At 40.8% G+C, this 22,527-nt stretch carries 6 protein-coding genes; all 6 read left to right on the forward strand.

The features are described from left to right. Positions 1-67: 67 nt before the first annotated feature. The 6 genes from OLM58_RS10500 (at position 68) to OLM58_RS10530 (ending at position 22,470) form a co-directional block, all read left to right on the forward strand. Positions 68-14,560 (forward strand): gliding motility-associated C-terminal domain-containing protein, encoded by a 14,493-nt coding sequence (locus OLM58_RS10500; RefSeq protein ID WP_264532236.1) that lies wholly within the window; start codon positions 68-70, stop codon positions 14,558-14,560. A 49-nt stretch (positions 14,561-14,609) separates the two neighbouring features. Then, positions 14,610-15,515 carry a type IX secretion system membrane protein PorP/SprF gene (locus tag OLM58_RS10505; protein WP_026110131.1) on the forward strand — a complete coding sequence of 302 codons (906 nt, stop codon included), beginning with the start codon at positions 14,610-14,612 and terminating at the stop codon, positions 15,513-15,515. An 11-nt stretch (positions 15,516-15,526) separates the two neighbouring features. Beyond that, complete coding sequence (locus OLM58_RS10510; RefSeq protein WP_264532237.1) at positions 15,527-17,467, forward strand: OmpA family protein; 1,941 nt, start codon at positions 15,527-15,529, stop codon at positions 17,465-17,467. A gap of 957 nt (positions 17,468-18,424) precedes the next feature. Continuing rightward, a complete protein-coding gene (gene tnpA, locus OLM58_RS10520) occupies positions 18,425-18,877 on the forward strand; it encodes an IS200/IS605 family transposase (RefSeq protein WP_264532238.1) in 453 nt (150 codons plus the stop codon). A gap of 716 nt (positions 18,878-19,593) precedes the next feature. Further along, positions 19,594-20,019 carry a CBS domain-containing protein gene (locus OLM58_RS10525; RefSeq protein WP_264532239.1) on the forward strand — a complete coding sequence of 142 codons (426 nt, stop codon included), beginning with the start codon at positions 19,594-19,596 and terminating at the stop codon, positions 20,017-20,019. A gap of 159 nt (positions 20,020-20,178) precedes the next feature. Beyond that, positions 20,179-22,470 carry an NADP-dependent malic enzyme gene (locus OLM58_RS10530; RefSeq protein WP_017497882.1) on the forward strand — a complete coding sequence of 764 codons (2,292 nt, stop codon included), beginning with the start codon at positions 20,179-20,181 and terminating at the stop codon, positions 22,468-22,470. The last annotated feature ends 57 nt before the right edge of the window (positions 22,471-22,527 follow it).

Genomic DNA, 22,527 nt, shown 5'->3' on the forward strand with positions numbered 1-22,527 from the left:
TGTGTGCTGAATACCACGGTTGTTTTCTCAGCATCTGATATTTCCATTTCTAAATTCCCCATTGTTTATGTATAACTTTACTTTTAGCAAGTTTAATTTTTTAAAACAAATCTTTTTTGTTTTGTTCTTTGGACTAGTGTCATTACCTGCTTTTTCACAAGTTTGTGGAACACCCGGAGGAGATGGACCTGTTACCGTATCAAGTTCTGTAAATACTTATTTTCCTATTTCGGGAAATATAACACTGAATGCAGGAACTCAATCGATAGTTTTAGGAGGAGTACCTCCTACAGATCAGTATTCTAATAATTTTGGGACAACTGCGATATCAGTAGGAGATCTGATTTTGATTATTCAAATGCAGGATGCTACAATTGACTATACCAATACAACCAGCTATGGTTCAGGAACCTCAAATAGTGGTCCGGATAATTTAGGAGGTACCGGATTTACATCTTTGGGCAACACCGGAGTTTTTGAATATGTTATTGCAACGAATAATGTCCCACTGACTGGTGGGAATTTAACGTTTAAAGGAACGGGTGCCAATGGTGGAACCCTGAATAGTTTTTATAATGCAGATGCTACAACGACAAGAGGAAAAAGAACTTTTCAGATTGTAAGAGTACCCCAATATTCCAATTTAACACTTACTTCTTCTATAACAACACCTCCTTTTAATGGTGTTGCAGGAGGAGTTATTGCTTTTAATGTTTCCGGTACATTCAATTTTGCCGGATTTTCTATTGATGGAAATGCCCGCGGTTTTAGAGGAGGTTATAGTCCAAAAGCGGATTCTAATTTAAATGACTCCAAAACTTATGTAGGACTTTCATCCAACAACACGGTCTCAGGAAAAGGAGAAGGAATAGCGGGAACACCCCGTTATATGTGGGATGGATTTAATCAGGTTGATAATCTGGTAGAAGGAATGCCTGGAGGATCTGCAGGAAGAGGAGCCCCTGCCAACGCTGGTGGAGGTGGTAATGACCACAACTCCGGAGGTGGAGGTGGAGGTAATGGCGGATTTGGTGGCTTAGGTGGTGCCGGATGGCAAGGTGGAGGCGGTGATGTTCTTCCATTAACAGGAGGAGGAAGACCGGGTTTCAGATCTTATCTTACTGCAACTGCCTTTCCACGATTAGTTATGGGAGGTGGTGGTGGTGCCGGAGATGCCAATAATGCCTCATCTGGTGTTAAAGGTGGTGTCGGTGGTGCCATTATTCTTATCAATGCAGGGACCGTTCAGGGAACAGGTAATATTTATGCCAATGGAGGAAAAGGAGCACCAGGTGCTTTCTCAGGTTCACCGGATGGAGCAGGTGGTGGTGGAGCAGGAGGAACTGTATTATTGAATATCTCAAATAGTAGTACCGCTACGATCAGAATAGAAGCAGCAGGAGGAGCAGGAGGAAATACTGAAAACGATAATAATAATTCACACGGACCTGGTGGTGGTGGTGGTGGTGGAATAATCAGACACAACCTTACCGGTACTGTAACCTTAACGACTACTGTAGCAGGAGGTATTTCAGGAAAGTCTAATGCCGGTGCGGGAATCAGAAACGGTGCGGTAGATGGAACAGCAGGTAGTGCGTCAACTTTTACAGCACAGGATGTACCGCCAAATTTGCAGGTAAATTCTAATTGTTTTCCTGTTTTGGAAACAAAAGTAAAAGCACTTTCAACCGCATCAGCTTGTAATTCGATTGGAGAAAAGGTTTCTTATGAAATTCAGATCAAAAATACAGGAGTAGGGAATGCTGCAGGAGTATTTTTAGATTTTCTTTTTCCAACAGGTATCGAGTTCGATTCCGCGACAGCGACTTATTCTGCAGAAGCAACAGGACCTTCAGGGGCATTAACAAACACTGCTACGGCAGGTAATCCTGTATTTGGAGGCTTTAATATTGCACAAAATGGAGTGGTTACGATAACCTTAACAGGAAAGGTAGCGGCGTCTATGGCGGCAGGAACCTACAGTTCTAGTGCACAGGCTCTGTATCTTGATCCAACACGTACAACTGCTAATCCAAATAGAAGAATTACAGCCTTTACGAATGCTTATGGTTCTGCCAATAAAACCTATGAAGGAGCCAGTCAGGCAAATGTTCCCGGCACAAATTTTAAAGGTAGTGCAGAAACGGTAGATGATATTACGATTTTGGCGTTACCGGCAACTCCAACAGCTACTGTAACACAAGGGAATTGTCTTACACCAACAGGAGCAATAACAGTAAACACTCCTGCTCCTGGAGCAGGAATAAGTTATACCTTAAGAGGAACAAATCCGGTAACGGCACCAGTAAACAATACAAATGGTATTTTCTCTGGTTTAGTACCGAACAGCTACGTACTGACTACAACTAATGCTCAGGGATGTACTTCGGCTCCTACTGCAAGTATGACAATCAATCCAGTTGCGGGAGCACCGACAACTACAGGAGTTTCTATTTGTCAGGGAGGTAACGGAGCATTAACGGCTACTTCTACATGTTCAAATTCGGGGACTATACAATGGTACACGTCGTCTACAAGTTTATCACCAATATTTACAGGTTCTTCTTTTAATCCTGTAGGTGTTGCGGGGTCAGGCTTGACAAATACAAATACGCCAGGGACCACAACATATTATGCAGCTTGCTCAGGTATTGGAAGTTGTAGAACAGCTACAAATTTTGTGATCAATGCAATACCAACGATAACAGCAACAACACCTGCTTCGCGATGTGATGCAGGATCGGTAACATTAGGAGCTACAGCTTCTTCAGGAACAATTAACTGGTATGCTGCAGCTACAGGTGGTACATCATTGGCAACCGGAACCAGTTTTATTACACCAAATTTATCAACCGCCACGACGTATTATGTAGATGCAACCGGAAATAGTTGTACTACAGGAACAAGAACGGCAGTTGTAGCAACAATAAATACAAGACCAACAATAGATTCAACAACACAAGACTCCAGATGTGGTGCAGGAACATTAACATTAAATGCAACAGCATCGGCAGGAGCAACTATTAACTGGTATGCGGCTTCAACAGGTGGTACATCATTAAAAACAGGAGCGAGTTATACTACACCAAGTTTATCAACTACCACAACTTATTATGTAGAGGCTACTTCACCAGAAGGTTGTACTTCGGCATCAAGAGTTGCAGTTGCAGCAGTTGTAAACACAGCTTCTACGATTGTATTTACCAGTGGTACACAAAACCCAGCAATTTGTAATGGAACAGCTATTCCAAGTACTGTTTATACTTTTGGAGGAAGTGCAACCAATGCTACAGCATCAAATTTACCGGCTGGTTTATCGGTTTCAGTTGATTCTAGTGCAAAAACAATAACTGTTTCAGGAACACCAACAGCAAGTGGTACTTACACCATAACAACAGTTGGTCACACAGCACCGTGTACGGCGGCTACAATAAATGGGACAGTGACTGTAACTACTGCATCAAATGCAGGTACTTTATCAGGTGCCCAAAACATTTGTGTTGGGGGGACTACTACATTCACTACAAACGGAAATTCAAATGGAAGCTGGTCAAGTGGTGCTGCAGGAGTTGCAACAGTAAATGCTTCAACAGGAGTAATCATTGGAGTTGCAGCAGGTACTGCAACGATATCTTATACAGTAACCGGAACAGGCGGTTGTGGCAATGCTACAGCTACCAGAACGGTAACGGTAACAGCAGCGCCAAATGCTGGCACTTTATCAGGTACACAAAATATTTGTGTTGCTCAAAAAACAACATTTACCTCCAATGGAGCAAGTGGCGGAAGCTGGTCAAGTAATAATACAACAGTTGCTACAGTAGATGCGGCAGGAGAAATTACAGGAGTAGCGGCAGGAACCGCCACGATATCTTATACAGTAACCGGAACAGGCGGTTGTGGCAATGCTACAGCTACCAGAACGATAACGGTAACTGCTGCGCCAAATGCAGGCACTTTATCAGGAACTCAAAATATTTGTGTTGCTCAAAAAACAACATTTACCTCCAATGGAGCAAGTGGCGGAAGCTGGTCAAGCAATAATACAACAGTTGCTACAGTAGATGCGGCAGGAGAAATTACAGGAGTAGCGGCAGGAACCGCAACAATATCTTATACAGTAACCGGAACAGGAGGTTGTGGCAATGTTACAGCTACCAGAACGGTAACGGTAACAGCAGCGCCAAATGCAGGCACTTTATCAGGAACTCAAAATATTTGTGTTGCTCAAAAAACAACATTTACCTCCAATGGAGCAAGTGGCGGAAGCTGGTCAAGTAATAATACAACAGTTGCTACAGTAGATGCGGCAGGAGAAATTACAGGAGTAGCGGCAGGAACCGCCACGATATCTTATACAGTAACCGGAACAGGCGGTTGTGGCAATGCTACAGCTACCAGAACGATAACGGTAACTGCTGCGCCAAATGCAGGCATTTTATCAGGAACTCAAAATATTTGTGTTGCTCAAAAAACAACATTTACCTCTAACGGAGCAAGTGGCGGAAGCTGGTCAAGCAATAATACAACAGTTGCTACAGTAGATGCGGCAGGAGAAATTACAGGACTAGCAGCAGGAACAGCCACGATATCTTATACGGTAACTGGAACAGGCGGTTGTGGCAATGCCACAGCTACCAGAACGATAACGGTAACTGCTGCGCCAAATGCAGGCATTTTATCAGGAACTCAAAATATTTGTGTTGCTCAAAAAACAACATTTACCTCCAATGGAGCAAGTGGCGGAAGCTGGTCAAGCAATAATACAACAGTTGCTACAGTAGATGCGGCAGGAGAAATTACAGGAGTAGTGGCAGGAACCGCGACGATATCTTATACAGTAACCGGAACAGGCGGTTGTGGCAATGCCACAGCTACCAGAACGATAACGGTAACTGCTGCGCCAAATGCAGGCACTTTATCAGGAACTCAAAATATTTGTGTTGCTCAAAAAACAACATTTACCTCCAATGGAGCAAGTGGCGGAAGCTGGTCAAGCAATAATACAACAGTTGCTACAGTAGATGCGGCAGGAGAAATTACAGGAGTAGCGGCAGGAACCGCAACAATATCTTATACAGTAACCGGAACAGGCGGTTGTGGCAATGCCACAGCTACCAGAACGATAACGGTAACTGCTGCGCCAAATGCAGGCACTTTATCAGGAACTCAAAATATTTGTGTTGCTCAAAAAACAACATTTACCTCTAACGGAGCAAGTGGCGGAAGCTGGTCAAGCAATAATACAACAGTTGCTACAGTAGATGCGGCAGGAGAAATTACAGGACTAGCAGCAGGAACAGCCACGATATCTTATACGGTAACTGGAACAGGCGGTTGTGGAAATGCCACAGCTACCAGAACGATAACGGTAACAGCAGCACCAAATGCAGGCACTTTATCAGGAACACAAGAAATCTGTCCTGGAGCTACAACAACATTTACCTCAAACGGAACGAGTGGAGGAAGCTGGTCAAGTAGTGATACCGCAATTGCTACAGTTGATGCCGCTGGAATAATTAAAGGAAAAAAAATTGGAACAGCAACAATAACTTATACCGTAACAGGAGCGGGAGGTTGTGCTGATGCAGTTGCTACAAGAACTGTAACGGTAAAAGACACTCAGAAACCGACCAAACCAGTTCTGGCCGATGTAACAGGCGAGTGCAGTGCTACAGCCACAGCGCCTACTACGACAGATACTTGTTCAGGAACCATTACAGGAACGACTACAGATCCATTAACCTACAACACTCAGGGAACACATACGATCACCTGGAGTTTTGATGATGGAAACGGTAATGTAGAAACAGCCGTTCAAAAAGTTATTGTAAAAGACACTCAGAAACCAACAAAACCAGTTCTGGCCGATGTAACAGGCGAGTGCAGTGCTACAGCCACAGCGCCTACTACGACAGATACTTGTTCAGGAACCATTACAGGAACGACTACAGATCCATTAACCTATAATACTCAGGGAACACATACGATCACCTGGAGTTTTGATGACGGAAACGGTAATGTAGAAACAGCCGTTCAAAAAGTTATCGTAAAAGACACTCAGAAACCAACAAAACCAGTTCTGGCCGATGTAACAGGTGAGTGTAGTGCTACAGCCACAGCGCCTACTACGACAGATACTTGTTCAGGAACCATTACAGGAACGACTACAGATCCATTAACTTACAACACTCAGGGAACACATACGATCACCTGGAGTTTTGACGATGGAAACGGTAATGTAGAAACAGCCGTTCAAAAAGTTATCGTAAAAGACACTCAGAAACCAACAAAGCCAGTTCTGGCCGATGTAACAGGCGAGTGCAGTGCTACAGCCACAGCGCCTACTACGACAGATACTTGTTCAGGAACCATTACAGGAACGACTACAGATCCATTAACCTATAATACTCAGGGAACACATACGATCACCTGGAGTTTTGATGATGGAAACGGTAATGTCGAAACAGCCGTTCAAAAAGTTATCGTAAAAGACACTCAGAAACCAACAAAACCAGTTCTGGCCGATGTAACAGGTGAGTGCAGTGCTACAGCCACAGCGCCTACTACGACAGATACTTGTTCAGGAACCATTACAGGAACGACTACAGATCCATTAACTTACAACACTCAGGGAACACATACGATCACCTGGAGTTTTGACGATGGAAACGGTAATGTAGAAACAGCCGTTCAAAAAGTTATCGTAAAAGACACTCAGAAACCAACAAAGCCAGTTCTGGCCGATGTAACAGGCGAGTGCAGTGCTACAGCCACAGCGCCTACTACGACAGATACTTGTTCAGGAACCATTACAGGAACGACTACAGATCCATTAACCTATAATACTCAGGGAACACATACGATTACCTGGAGTTTTGATGACGGAAACGGTAATGTAGAAACAGCCGTTCAAAAAGTTATTGTAAAAGACACTCAGAAACCAACAAAACCAGTTCTGGCCGATGTAACAGGCGAGTGCAGTGCTACAGCCACAGCGCCTACTACGACAGATACTTGTTCAGGAACCATTACAGGAACGACTACAGATCCTTTAACCTATAATACTCAGGGAACACATACGATTACCTGGAGTTTTGATGACGGAAACGGTAATGTAGAAACAGCCGTTCAAAAAGTTATTGTAAAAGACACTCAGAAACCAACAAAACCAGTTCTGGCCGATGTAACAGGCGAGTGCAGTGCTACAGCCACAGCGCCTATTACGACAGATACTTGTTCAGGAACCATTACAGGAACGACTACAGATCCATTAACCTACAACACTCAGGGAACACATACGATCACCTGGAGTTTTGACGATGGAAACGGTAATGTAGAAACAGCCGTTCAAAAAGTTATTGTAAAAGACACTCAGAAACCAACAAAACCAGTTCTGGCCGATGTAACAGGCGAGTGCAGTGCTACAGCCACAGCGCCTACTACGACAGATACTTGTTCAGGAACCATTACAGGAACGACTACAGATCCATTAACCTACAACACTCAGGGAACACATACGATTACCTGGAGTTTTGATGACGGAAACGGTAATGTAGAAACAGCCGTTCAAAAAGTTATCGTAAAAGACACTCAGAAACCAACAAAACCAGTTCTGGCCGATGTAACAGGCGAGTGCAGTGCTACAGCCACAGCGCCTATTACGACAGATACTTGTTCAGGAACCATTACAGGAACGACTACAGATCCATTAACTTACAACACTCAGGGAACACATACGATCACCTGGAGTTTTGACGATGGAAACGGTAATGTAGAAACAGCCGTTCAAAAAGTTATCGTAAAAGACACTCAGAAACCAACAAAGCCAGTTCTGGCCGATGTAACAGGCGAGTGCAGTGCTACAGCCACAGCGCCTACTACGACAGATACTTGTTCAGGAACCATTACAGGAACGACTACAGATCCATTAACCTATAATACTCAGGGAACACATACGATCACTTGGAGTTTTGACGATGGAAACGGTAATGTAGAAACAGCCGTTCAAAAAGTTATTGTAAAAGACACTCAGAAACCGACTATTACCTGTCCAACTAATGTGACTGTTTTGGCGGATGCTGGTTCATGCATGGCTACCGGAGTTGCTTTAGGAACTCCAACAACAAGTGATAACTGTTCAGTAACGGTCACTAATGACGCGCCATCAAGCTTCCCAATCGGAACCACTATGGTAACCTGGACAGCTACTGATGCTGCCGGAAATACTCAGACGTGTACACAAACGGTGAAAGTAATTGGACCAATCAAAGCTATTGAAGATCGTGTAACATCTTTTAATGGAGTTTTGGGCGGAATCGCAGTTTCAAGTGTTTTGGATAATGACTCTCTGAACTGTAAAAATGTAGTGGCTAATGAAGTTATAATTACTTCGACTACAACTTTACCTTCAAATTTAAGTTTTGATACTAATACAGGAGCTGTTACAGTTCAGCCAAATACACCATCTGGAACTTATACTTTTGATTATCAGATTTGCGAAGTTGCAAATCCAACAGCAAATTGTGCAACTGCTACAGTTACTATTATTGTACAAAACCCAATCGTAGCCAATGATGACAACAGCTATCCAGTACAAACACCGGGTACAACAACAGCGACCACAGTTGGAAACGTAACGATCAACGACACCCTAAACGGACAGCCGGTAACCGCAGCCAATACCAATGTAACCCCAATCAAAACAGGTCCATTGAGCATTGATGCCAACGGAGTATTAACCTTAGATCCAAACACTGTAACAGGAACCTACCAAATCACTTATGAAATCTGTGAAGAAGGAGCAACCCCTGCCAACTGTGCAAGTGCTACGGCTACCGTTGAAGTTAAAAACCCAATCGTAGCCAATGATGACAACAGCTACCCAGTACAAACACCGGGTACAACAACAGCGACCACAGTTGGAAACGTAACGATCAACGACACCCTAAACGGACAGCCGGTAACCGCAGCCAATACCAATGTAACCCCAATCAAAACAGGTCCATTGAGCATTGATGCCAACGGAGTATTAACCTTAGATCCAAACACTGTAACAGGAACCTACCAAATCACTTATGAAATCTGTGAAGAAGGAGCAACCCCTGCCAACTGTGCAAGTGCTACGGCTACCGTTGAAGTTAAAAACCCAATCGTAGCCAATGATGACAACAGCTACCCAGTACAAACACCGGGTACAACAACAGCGACCACAGTTGGAAACGTAACGATCAACGACACCCTAAACGGACAGCCGGTAACCGCAGCCAATACCAATGTAACCCCAATCAAAACAGGTCCATTGAGCATTGATGCCAACGGAGTACTAACCTTAGATCCAAACACCGTATCGGGTACGTATCAAATCACTTATGAAATCTGTGAAGACGGAGCAACGCCTCCAAACTGTACTACTGCTACGGCCACCGTTGAAGTTAAAAAACCAATCGTAGCCAATGATGACAACAGCTACCCAGTTCAAACACCGGGTACAACAACAGCGACCACAATTGGAAACGTAACGATCAACGACACCCTAAACGGACAGCCGGTAACCGCAGCCAATACCAATGTAACCCCAATCAAAACAGGTCCATTGAGCATTGATGCCAACGGAGTACTAACCTTAGATCCAAACACCGTATCGGGTACGTATCAAATCACTTATGAAATCTGTGAAGACGGAGCAACCCCTGCCAACTGTGCAAGTGCTACGGCTACCGTTGAAGTTAAAAACCCAATCGTAGCCAATGATGACAACAGCTACCCAGTACAAACACCGGGTACAACAACAGCGACCACAGTTGGAAACGTAACGATCAACGACACCCTAAACGGACAGCCGGTAACCGCAGCCAATACCAATGTAACCCCAATCAAAACAGGTCCATTGAGCATTGATGCCAACGGAGTATTAACCTTAGATCCAAACACCGTATCGGGTACGTATCAAATCACTTATGAAATCTGTGAAGAAGGAGCAACCCCTGCCAACTGTGCAAGTGCTACGGCTACCGTTGAAGTTAAAAACCCAATCGTAGCCAATGATGACAACAGCTACCCAGTACAAACACCGGGTACAACAACAGCGACCACAGTTGGAAACGTAACGATCAACGACACCCTAAACGGACAGCCGGTAACCGCAGCCAATACCAATGTAACCCCAATCAAAACAGGTCCATTGAGCATTGATGCCAACGGAGTACTAACCTTAGATCCAAACACCGTATCGGGTACGTATCAAATCACTTATGAAATCTGTGAAGACGGAGCAACGCCTCCAAACTGTACTACTGCTACGGCCACCGTTGAAGTTAAAAAACCAATCGTAGCCAATGATGACAACAGCTACCCAGTTCAAACACCGGGTACAACAACAGCGACCACAATTGGAAACGTAACGATCAACGACACCCTAAACGGACAGCCGGTAACCGCAGCCAATACCAATGTAACCCCAATCAAAACAGGTCCATTGAGCATTGATGCCAACGGAGTACTAACCTTAGATCCAAACACCGTATCGGGTACGTATCAAATCACTTATGAAATCTGTGAAGACGGAGCAACCCCTGCCAACTGTGCAAGTGCTACGGCTACCGTTGAAGTTAAAAACCCAATCGTAGCCAATGATGACAACAGCTACCCAGTACAAACACCGGGTACAACAACAGCGACCACAATTGGAAACGTAACGATCAACGACACCCTAAACGGACAGCCGGTAACCGCAGCCAATACCAATGTAACCCCAATCAAAACAGGTCCATTGAGCATTGATGCCAACGGAGTACTAACCTTAGATCCAAACACCGTATCGGGTACGTATCAAATCACTTATGAAATCTGTGAAGACGGAGCAACCCCTGCCAACTGTGCAAGTGCTACGGCTACCGTTGAAGTTAAAAAACCAATCGTAGCCAATGATGATAACAGCTACTCAGTACAAACACCGGGTACAACAACAGCGACCACAGTTGGAAACGTAACGATCAACGACACCCTAAACGGACAGCCGGTAACCGCAGCCAATACCAATGTAACCCCAATCAAAACAGGTCCATTGAGCATTGATGCCAACGGAGTATTAACCTTAGATCCAAACACTGTAACAGGAACCTACCAAATCACTTATGAAATTTGTGAAGAAGGAGCAACCCCTGCCAACTGTGCAAGTGCTACGGCCACCGTTGAAGTTAAAAACCCAATCGTAGCCAACGTTGACAATACCTACCCAGTACAAACACCGGGTACAACAACAGCGACCACAGTTGGAAACGTAACGATCAACGACACCCTAAACGGACAGCCGGTAACCGCAGCCAATACCAATGTAACCCCAATCAAAACAGGTCCATTGAGCATTGATGCCAACGGAGTACTAACCTTAGATCCAAACACCGTATCGGGTACGTATCAAATCACTTATGAAATCTGTGAAGACGGAGCAACGCCTCCAAACTGTACTACTGCTACGGCCACCGTTGAAGTTAAAAAACCAATCGTAGCCAATGATGACAATACGTATCCAGTACAAACACCGGGTACAACAACAGCGACCACAGTTGGAAACGTAACGATCAACGACACCCTAAACGGACAGCCGGTAACCGCAGCCAATACCAATGTAACCCCAATCAAAACAGGACCATTGAGCATTGATGCCAACGGAGTACTAACCTTAGATCCAAACACCGTATCGGGTACGTATCAAATCACTTATGAAATCTGTGAAGAAGGAGCAACCCCTGCCAACTGTACTACTGCTACGGCCACCGTTGAAGTTAAAAACCCAATCGTAGCCAATGATGACAACAGCTACCCAGTACAAACACCGGGTACAACAACAGCAACCACAATTGGAAACGTAACGATCAACGACACCTTAAACGGACAGCCGGTAACCGCAGCCAATACCAATGTAACCCCAATCAAAACAGGACCATTGAGCATTGACGCCAACGGAGTATTAACCTTAGATCCAAACACTGTATCGGGTACGTATCAAATCACTTATGAAATTTGTGAAGAAGGAGCAACCCCTGCCAACTGTGCAAGTGCTACGGCCACCGTTGAAGTTAAAAACCCAATCGTAGCCAACGTTGACAATACCTACCCAGTACAAACACCGGGTACAACAACAGCAACGACAGTTGGAAACGTAACGATCAACGACACCCTAAACGGACAGCCGGTAACCGCAGCCAATACCAATGTAACCCCAATCAAAACAGGACCATTGAGCATTGATGCCAACGGAGTACTAACCTTAGATCCAAACACCGTATCGGGTACGTATCAAATCACTTATGAAATCTGTGAAGAAGGAGCAACCCCTGCCAACTGTACTACTGCTACGGCCACCGTTGAAGTTAAAAACCCAATCGTAGCCAATGATGACAACAGCTACCCAGTACAAACACCGGGTACAACAACAGCAACCACAATTGGAAACGTAACGATCAACGACACCTTAAACGGACAGCCGGTAACCGCAGCCAATACCAATGTAACCCCAATCAAAACAGGACCATTGAGCATTGACGCCAACGGAGTATTAACCTTAGATCCAAACACTGTATCGGGTACGTATCAAATCACTTATGAAATTTGTGAAGAAGGAGCAACCCCTGCCAACTGTGCAAGTGCTACGGCCACCGTTGAAGTTAAAAACCCAATCGTAGCCAACGTTGACAATACCTACCCAGTACAAACACCGGGTACAACAACAGCAACGACAGTTGGAAACGTAACGATCAACGACACCCTAAACGGACAGCCGGTAACCGCAGCCAATACCAATGTAACCCCAATCAAAACAGGTCCATTGAGCATTGATGCCAACGGAGTACTAACCTTAGATCCAAACACTGTATCGGGTACGTACCAAATCACTTATACTATTTGTGAAGACGGAGCAACGCCTCCAAACTGTACTACTGCTACGGCCACCGTTGAAGTTGGAAAAGCGGTGATTAATGCAGTGACAGAAGAAACCCTTTCCATAAACGGAAGTATTGGCGGAACTACAGCTTCATTGATTACTAATGATACTTTGAATGGAAACCCGGCAGTAATTAAAAATAGTGTTGGAGGAGTAATCTTAAAAGCAATAAATGTTCCAACAGGATTGACTTTAAATGCGGACGGAACGGTAACGGTAAAAGCCGGAACACCAATAGGCAGATACGAAGTAGAGTACAGTATTTGTGAATATCTGAATCCTACGAATTGTTCTACTGTAAAAAGTTATGTTCCGGTAACAGGAGCGGTGATAAAAGCGAATAACGATAATGCCGGAACTGTTGACAGTAGTAAAGGACAAAGTTCTCCAACAAGTATTTTCCAGAATGATACTTTAAACGGAGTATTACTGACTCCTTCAAGCGTTATCTTAACGACGATTGTGCCAAATCCGAATTTAACTTTAAAATCTGATGGTAGAATTGAAGTAAAATCGGGAACGCCTTCCGGAACTTATGAATTAACGTATCAAATTTGTGAAGCTTTAAATCCGTCTAATTGCAGTCAGGCAGTAGCGAAGATTACGGTAATCAATATAATAGACCCGGATCCTCCAGTACCTTTAGTGAAAATTGTAGTTACAAATGATGGAATTGTAAATGTAGACGGTATAAATGGTTCTCTTGAATTCATAAATGTTTTCAACAATGATTTACTGAAAGGTTTACCAATTAATCCTTCGGAAGTTATATTTACCGATCTGTCAAAAAGCCCTTATTTTGAGTTTAATTCAGACGGAACCGTAAATGTGAAACCAAACACACCGGGTGGAACTTATGCCTTAAATTATCAGCTGTGTGAAAAAGCTAATCCAACCAATTGTGGTACCGCGACATTAACTGTTTTTGTTGAAGTTCCTGCTATTGCAGTAATTAAAACAGCAGTATTTAATGACGAAAACGGAAGCGGATTTGCCAATGCAGGCGAAACCATTACGTACAGATTTAAAGTAACCAATACCGGAAACGTTCCATTAAAAGGAATCACCATTTCAGATCCTTTACCGGGAGTTGTCGTTTCAGGACAGGCAATTGATTTAGGTGTTAACGAATCTGACGAATATAATTTTAAAGCCATTTATAAAATCACGCAAAGTGATATCAATAAAGGTAGCGTAAGCAATCAGGCAAGCGTTCAGGGACGAAGTGATAAAGGAGTTGTGGTAGATGACATTTCAGATGATGAAAGTGTTCTGGAAGACAAACCAACCGTATTGGATTTAAAGGGCTGTGTTATCAAAGTCTTTAATGCGTTTTCACCAAATGGAGATGATAAAAATAGCAGATTCTATATTCAGGGCTTAGAATGTTATCCAAGTAACACGGTTGAAATATACAATCGTTGGGGAGTTCTGGTTTTCGAAAAAGATAACTACAATAACGAAGATCGTGTTTTTAAAGGTTTCTCAGAAGGACGTACTACTATAAAACAATCCGAAGGATTACCGGTAGGAACTTACTTCTACATCTTAAAGTACAAAGACAACGAATCGAATTCGCATGAACAATCAGGTTATTTATATATCAACAAGTAAAAATTACGGCGGCCTGGTAATCCCGGGCCGCTTCTTAAAAGCCATTCAAATGAAAAAAATAATTGTAATGTTCCTGTTTTTTACGGTGGTGTGTTCGGCGCAGCAAGATGCACAATACACACAATACATGTATAATACCATGGCAATAAATCCGGCTTATGCGGGTTCCCGTGGTGCGCTAAGTGTTTTCGGATTGTACCGTACACAATGGGTCGGACTGGACGGAGCACCCGAAACCAGTACCTTTGCTATAAACACACCTTTAAATAACAGCAATTTAGGATTGGGAGTTTCTTTGGTAAACGATAAAATTGGTCCAACCAACGAGAATACTTTATCAGCCGATTTGTCGTATAGTGTTCCAACCTCTGAAACCTTTAAACTTTCCTTCGGGATAAAAGCCACGGCAAATCTTTTTAATCTGGATGTAAATAAATTGAATCCTGAAAATCAGGGAGACCCGCAGTTTCAGAATCTAAACAATCGAATCACACCCAATATTGGAGCGGGGGTTTATTGGCATTCTGACAAAGCATATTTGGGATTATCAATTCCGAATTTTATCGAAACCAATCGATTCAATGATGATGATACCGCTATTTTTAAGGATAAAATCAACTACTATTTAATGGCAGGTTACGTTTTTGATCTGGATTATTACATCAAATTCAAGCCGGCATTGTTGACCAAGATGGTTCAGGGAGCCCCTTTACAGGTTGATGTTTCAGGGAATTTTATGTTCAATGATAAGTTTGTAATCGGACTGGCTTATCGTTGGAGCGCATCGGTTAGTGCAATGGCAGGTTTTCAGATTACAGATGGTTTATATGTGGGTTATGGTTACGATCATGAAACTACTAATTTAAGAAGATACAATTCGGGGTCGCATGAAGTTTTCCTGCGTTTTGAGTTCCTTAATAATTACAATAGAATTACCTCACCAAGATTCTTCTAAAAAATCCCTCCATGAAAAGCCAAAAACTACACTATACCATATTTTTTTTATTCCTCTTATTTAATGCAATTGCACAAACCGGCAGTATAAAGTATGCCGATACCAAATATGAGAAGTACGCCTATATTGATGCTATAAAAATCTATGAAAATGTAGCTGAGAAAGGATACAAAGATGAAAAAATGTTCCAGCGTCTGGGGAATTCCTATTATTTTAATGGAGAGTTGGTAAAAGCTTTAAAATGGTACGATGAATTGTTTTCCATGAATAAAGAACAAGAGTCTGAGTATTTGTACCGATACGCACAATGTCTTAAAGCTTCTGGAAATTACACCAAAGCAGATGCAATCTTAGAAAAATTCAATCAAAAACAGGCAACAGATAAAAGAGGGATCTTATTCGAATCCAATAAAAATTATTTGAACGAGATAAAAGCAAATTCAGGACGATTTGAAATTGCCGATGCCGGAATAAATTCTAAGTATTCAGATTATGGAAGTACTATTTTTGATAATAAACTAGTTTTTACATCTGCACGAGATACTGGCGGAGTCGCAAAGAAAAATTTCAAGTGGACCAACCGATCCTTTACCAATTTATACACTGCCGAATTGTTACCGGATGGAAGTTTAGGAACACCGCAGCGTTTTCAGAAGAAAGTAAATACAAAATTCAATGAATCGACACCCGTTTTTACAAAAGATGGCCGAACAGTGTATTTTACAAGAAACAATTTCTTAAACGGTAAAAGAGGCAGGGACGAGAATAAAGTCACCTTATTAAAGTTGTACAAAGCAAATTTCGTAGAAGGAGAATGGAAAAATATCGAAGCACTTCCGTTTAACAGTGATCAGTATAGTGTAGCGCATCCTACCTTAAGTGTAGACGAAAAAACGCTCTATTTTGCTTCAGATATGCCGGGAACTTTAGGGCAATCCGACTTGTTTAAAGTAGCCATAAAGGAAGATGGGACCTTTGGAAAACCTCAAAATTTGGGAGCAGCAATCAATACCGAAGGACGAGAAACATTTCCTTTTATTTCCGATGATAATGAACTTTATTTCGCAACAGACGGAAGACCCGGATTGGGCGGACTTGATGTATTTGTGACAAAAATAAAGGATCAGGGCACCTTTGAAGAAATACAAAATATTGGAGAACCAATTAACAGCCCGCAGGACGATTTTGCTTTTATAATCAATAGTAAAGACAGAAACGGATTTTTTTCTTCCAACCGCGATAAGGGACATGGATTTGATGATGTTTATCGATTTACCGAAAGACGAAAGCTAAATTGTGAACAACAATTAATAGGTACTGTCACCGATTCAGAAACCAATGTCATACTTTCAAATGCGAATGTGGCATTGTTTGATGAAAATTTCCAAACCGTTGCAGAAGTCATCACTGATGAGAAGGGGAATTATATTTTTCCGAATGTAAAATGTGGAAGAAACTATTTCGTACGAACGTCGAAAACAGATTATGAGAGCAAGGAAGTACCGGTAGCAATTAAAAGAAATTCCGGAAAAACGACTTTATTGATTCAGCTTGAAAAGAGAATTAAACCCATTGAAGTGGGAACAGATCTGGCAAAAACGCTCGATATTCCGATCATCTATTTTGATCTCGATAAAGCCACTATTAAAAAGGAATCCGCTTATCAGTTAGAGAAAATTGTCGAAATTCTAAAACAATACCCAGCGTTAAAATTGGATATCCGTTCGCATACAGACAGTCGACAAACCCAGCAGTACAATCTGGTTTTATCTGAGAAGAGAGCCAAATCAACCCGAAATTGGCTGATTCAAAAAGGAGTAGCCCCAGCCCGATTAACGGCAAAAGGATACGGCGAAACTCAATTGGTAAACCAATGTTCTGATGGTGTAAAATGTACCGATGAAGAACATGAACGCAACCGAAGAAGCGAATTTGTAATCACCAATTTGTAAATAAAAAGTAATAGTTTAAGGCCCTTTTCTAAATTTTAGAAAAGGGCTTTTTTCGTTGTTATCAAATTATTCGCAATCTTGTCATCCCGAGGAACGAGGGATCACATTAGTAATTCGACAAAGATTGGTGGCATTTGGAATGGAGTTTCGAATGTATTTACTTCGTCAGTCGTTATCGCTCGAGTTTCCTTCATTGCAAGGACAAAACGATGTGTAAAACACACATTGACAGTAACAGTCAACAATAAAAAACTTTGCGCCTTAGCGTCTTTGCGAGTAAAAAAATAGTGATTTATTCATTGGCAGGATGAGAACTAGTAGCAACCATCTGGCTAATTTCACTTAAAAACTCAAATTCATCCACAGGAAATATCTGGAGAACCATTTCTAAAATGAGACCTACATTAATGCCAGTCTCTGAATTTTCATATCAATTCTGATTCAACGCGAGAACGCATAATTTAAGCATGTCGGTAATTACACTGCCTAACTCAGAATAATTTGCAAACTTAATTTGAGTCCTATTGGCTTCTCCATTTTCATTGGCTGATTTTGAAGTGTGGAAATATCGGGCGGTTAGTTTTTGTAGTTGCTCTAGATTTTTAAATTCATTTGTTTCCATGATAGCATCTATGATATATTAAGTTCTGTTTTTTTACTAAATAAATGTATTAAACTAAAGGCGTAAATAGCACGACATTTATGTCGTGTTAATAAAATATTGTACTCTTTCTACTCTTAAGTAAGTTGGGTCTATTATTTGTTTTTTAGGTTTTTTCTTGTAAAAATTAATTAGATTTGCGATTGTAAACAGTTAGAAGTTAAAAAAGGGGCTGAAAGTCCAAAAGCATTAGCATAGTGCGTAGCGCTATGAAATTAGCGTAGTGCGATTAATTAGACAATGAGTGCCGCCCTGAAAGGGCAAAAGCAAAAGACAACAGTAAATAAAAGAACATTATGCCACAATCATTATCAAAAGTATATGTTCATTTGGTATTTAGTACTAAAAGACGTTATCCCTTTATTGACAATGTCATACAAGAGCGTTTATGGGAATATCTTGGCGGAATTTGTAAAGGATTAGAATGCAATCCAATTCAGATAGGTGGCTATCAAGATCATGTACATGTATTATGTTTATTATCTAAAAAAGTCACCCAAATGAAATTGGTCGAAGAAGTAAAAAAGCAATCCTCAAAATGGATAAAAACAATAGACGATCGTTACGCGAAATTCTATTGGCAGGATGGTTATGGTATATTTTCTGTCAATCCATCAGAACTAGAGAGAGTAATACAATACATTAAGAATCAGGAAGAACATCATAAAAAGCGTAGCTTCAGAGAAGAGTTGGTGGCATTTTTAAATAAATATCAGGTAGCTTATGATGAGCGTTTTCTATGGGATTAGTGCTTTCGCCCTTTCAGGGCTTAGGTTACAATCGTTTTTATATTCGTAGTGCGGTTCACTACGCTATTGCTAAAGCTCTTTCAGAGCATGTTCGGAACGCTTATGATTTGAAGTTCCTTTATTATAAAAACAAAATATATTTAATTGATTATTCATAATGATAGATTTATAATAATAAGTACTCAAAGCCTTTAAAAAACAGGACTGAAAGCCAAAAAAAACATTAGCTTTCAGGGCTTAAGGTAGGAGTCATTTTTTATTCGTAATGGTACATTGCGCTGTTACTAAGCCTCGTTTATTATAAAACAAAACACATTTAATTGATTTATTCATAACCATAGAGATTTATAATGATGAGTACTTAAAGTCTGTAAAAAGGGGCTGAAGGCCCAAAAGCATTAACATAGTGCGTAGCGCTATGAAATTAGCATAGTGCACCGCACTACGATTAAATAGACAATGAGTACCGCCCTGAAAGGGCAAAAGCAAATCTTCAACAGATTTTTTTATTTAGAATAAATCTGACAATCAAAAAAAACAATGCGCTTTTCGTAAAAAAAGATTAGAATTCATTCCATTCTTTAAACTAAAATTTATAAAACACAAAATATTAGTTATTTTACTTAAAATGAATGTTTTATGGTTTTAAAAAACTGTTTTTCATTGTGGTGTATCTACATTTTTTTCTAACTTTATAAATCTAAAATTTTTCAGCTATGACGGTAGAACAAATATTAAACACAAAAGGAAAAAATGTTTATTCAGTTCTTTCAACCACAACGGTTTATGAAGCCTTAAAGGTAATGGGAGAGAAAAACATAGGTGCCATTCTGGTTATTGATGGTTCCGATTTAAAAGGAATATTGTCTGAGAGGGATTATGCTCGAAAAATTGTTTTGAAAGATAAATCATCAAAAGAAACTTTTGTGCATGAAATTATGGAAAGCAATATTTTCTCGGTAAAACTTTCAAATAAAATTGAAGATTGTATGGAACTGATGAGTACTAAAAGAATCAGACATTTACCGGTTCTGGAAGATGGAATTGTAGTAGGAATAATATCTATAAGTGATGTAGTTAAGGCCATTATAGAAATTCAGAAAGATACTATTAATCATTTAAACTCTTATATTTCGCAATAAAACAACCAAAAAATAAAACATATCAAAAAAATAGTCCAAATTATTTTGGGCTATTTTTTTTTCGCTCCGAATTTATTTTTAGGAAAAGAAAGTAGCAAAAATAGGCCATTTTAAAACAAGACTTATATCTTTGTAAGCTAGAATAAAAGCTAAAAATAAATGAACAAAGAGAGTAAAAGAAGAGAAGCGTTACTGTATCATTCAGAACCAACTCCAGGAAAAATTCAGGTAGTTCCAACAAAAAAATATGCAACCCAAAGAGATTTATCTTTGGCTTATTCGCCAGGCGTTGCAGAGCCATGTTTAGACATTGCAGCAAACGTAGAAGACGTTTACAAATATACAGCAAAAGGAAATTTAGTTGCCGTGATCTCAAACGGTACAGCAGTTTTAGGACTCGGGGACATTGGTCCGGAGGCTTCTAAGCCAGTAATGGAAGGAAAAGGATTGTTGTTTAAAATATTCTCTGATATTGATGTTTTTGATATCGAAATCGGTACAAAAGATATCGAAGAATTCATTCAGACCGTAAAAAATATTGCTCCAACTTTTGGAGGGATAAATCTGGAAGACATTAAAGCACCAGAATCTTTTGAAATCGAAAGACGATTGGTAGAAGAATTAGACATTCCGGTAATGCACGACGATCAGCACGGTACTGCAATTATCTCGTCGGCAGCTTTAATTAATGCCCTTGAATTAGCAGGAAAAAAAGCAGAAGATGTAAAAGTAGTAGTTTCGGGTGCAGGTTCTGCAGCGATTGCTTGTACTGATTTATATGTTTTGTTAGGAGTTCAGGTTAAGAACATCAAGATGTTTAACAGTAAAGGACTTTTAACAAAAGATAATTCTTCACTATCAGAATTGCAGTTGAAATATGCAGTTGACGGAGCTAAAATTGATTTAGCAGAAGCAGTGAAAGGAGCAGATGTTTTCATCGGATTATCTTCAGGAGGTATTTTGTCACCTGAAATGTTATTGACAATGAACGAGAATCCAATTGTTTTTGCAATGGCAAATCCAAATCCGGAAATCGATTATAACTTAGCAACAGAAACTCGTAAAGACATTATTATGGCTACGGGGCGTTCAGATTTTCCTAATCAGGTAAATAACGTTCTTGGATTTCCATATATTTTTAGAGGAGCATTAGACGTACGTGCTACAAAAATTAACGAAGCGATGAAAATGGCTGCTGTAAAAGCATTAGCTATTTTGGCAAAAGAGCCAGTACCGGAGCAGGTTAACGTAGCATACGGAGCAACAAAATTAGGTTTCGGACAAGAGTATATCATTCCTAAACCATTTGATCCTAGATTGATTACCGTGGTTGCACCTGCAGTTGCAAGAGCAGCAATGGAATCCGGAGTAGCAAAAAATCCTATTACAGACTGGGCAGCATACGAAGATGTGCTTCGCGAGCGTATGGGGAACGACAATAAAATGGTACGTTTGATTACCAACCGTGCTAAAGTAAGTCCAAAAAGAATTGTTTTTGCAGAAGCAGATCAGTTAAACGTACTTAAAGCAGCACAGATTGTACACGAAGATGGAATTGGTCATCCAATTTTATTAGGAAACAAAGAAGTCATTTTAGAACTTAAGGAAGAATTAGGTTTTGATGCTGAACTTGAGATTATTGATCCTAAAACCAATGAAGAAGAAGGAAGACGTAACCGATTTGCTAATTCTTATTGGGAAACAAGAGGAAGAAGAGGAGTTTCGTTATTAGATTCACAAAAATTCATGCGCGAAAGAAACTATTTTGCCGCAATGATGGTGAACGAAGGAGAAGCAGATGCTTTGGTAACAGGTCATACAAGAAGTTATCCGACTGTTGTGAAACCAATGCTACAATTGATTGAAAAGGCACCGGGAGCTTCATTAGTAGCTACAGCCAATATGATGTTGACTTCTCGTGGACCAATGTTCTTGTCAGACACAGCAATCAACATCAATCCTTCAACAGAAGATTTGATTAACATTGCGATCATGACAGCTAAAACGGCTAAAATGTTTGGTGTAGAGCCTGTTATTGCAATGGTTTCTTATTCAAATTTCGGGTCTTCAACAAGTCCAAGTGCTTCAAAAGTGAGAGAAGCAGTAGCTTACTTGCATAAAAACCATCCGGAAATGATTGTTGACGGAGAAATTCAGGCAGATTTTGCTTTAAATCAGGAAATGCTTGCAGAAAAATTCCCTTTCTCAAAATTAGCAGGTAAGAAAGTGAATACCTTGATTTTCCCTAATTTAGATTCAGCTAACATTACTTATAAATTGCTAAAAGAACTTTATAAAGTAAATTCTATTGGACCAATTATGATGGGAATGGGTAAACCGGTTCACATTTTCCAATTAGGAGCAAGCGTTGAAGAAATGGTAAATATGGCTGCAATTGCAGTTATTGACGCTCAGGAAAAAGAAAGTAAAAAGATTAAATTAGCGAAATAGTAGAAATAATTAAGGTCAAATAATAATGTCGTATTTTTAATGCATTTTTGTTATATT

It is taken from the genome of Flavobacterium sp. N502540 (assembly GCF_025947365.1).
Classification (GTDB): domain Bacteria; phylum Bacteroidota; class Bacteroidia; order Flavobacteriales; family Flavobacteriaceae; genus Flavobacterium.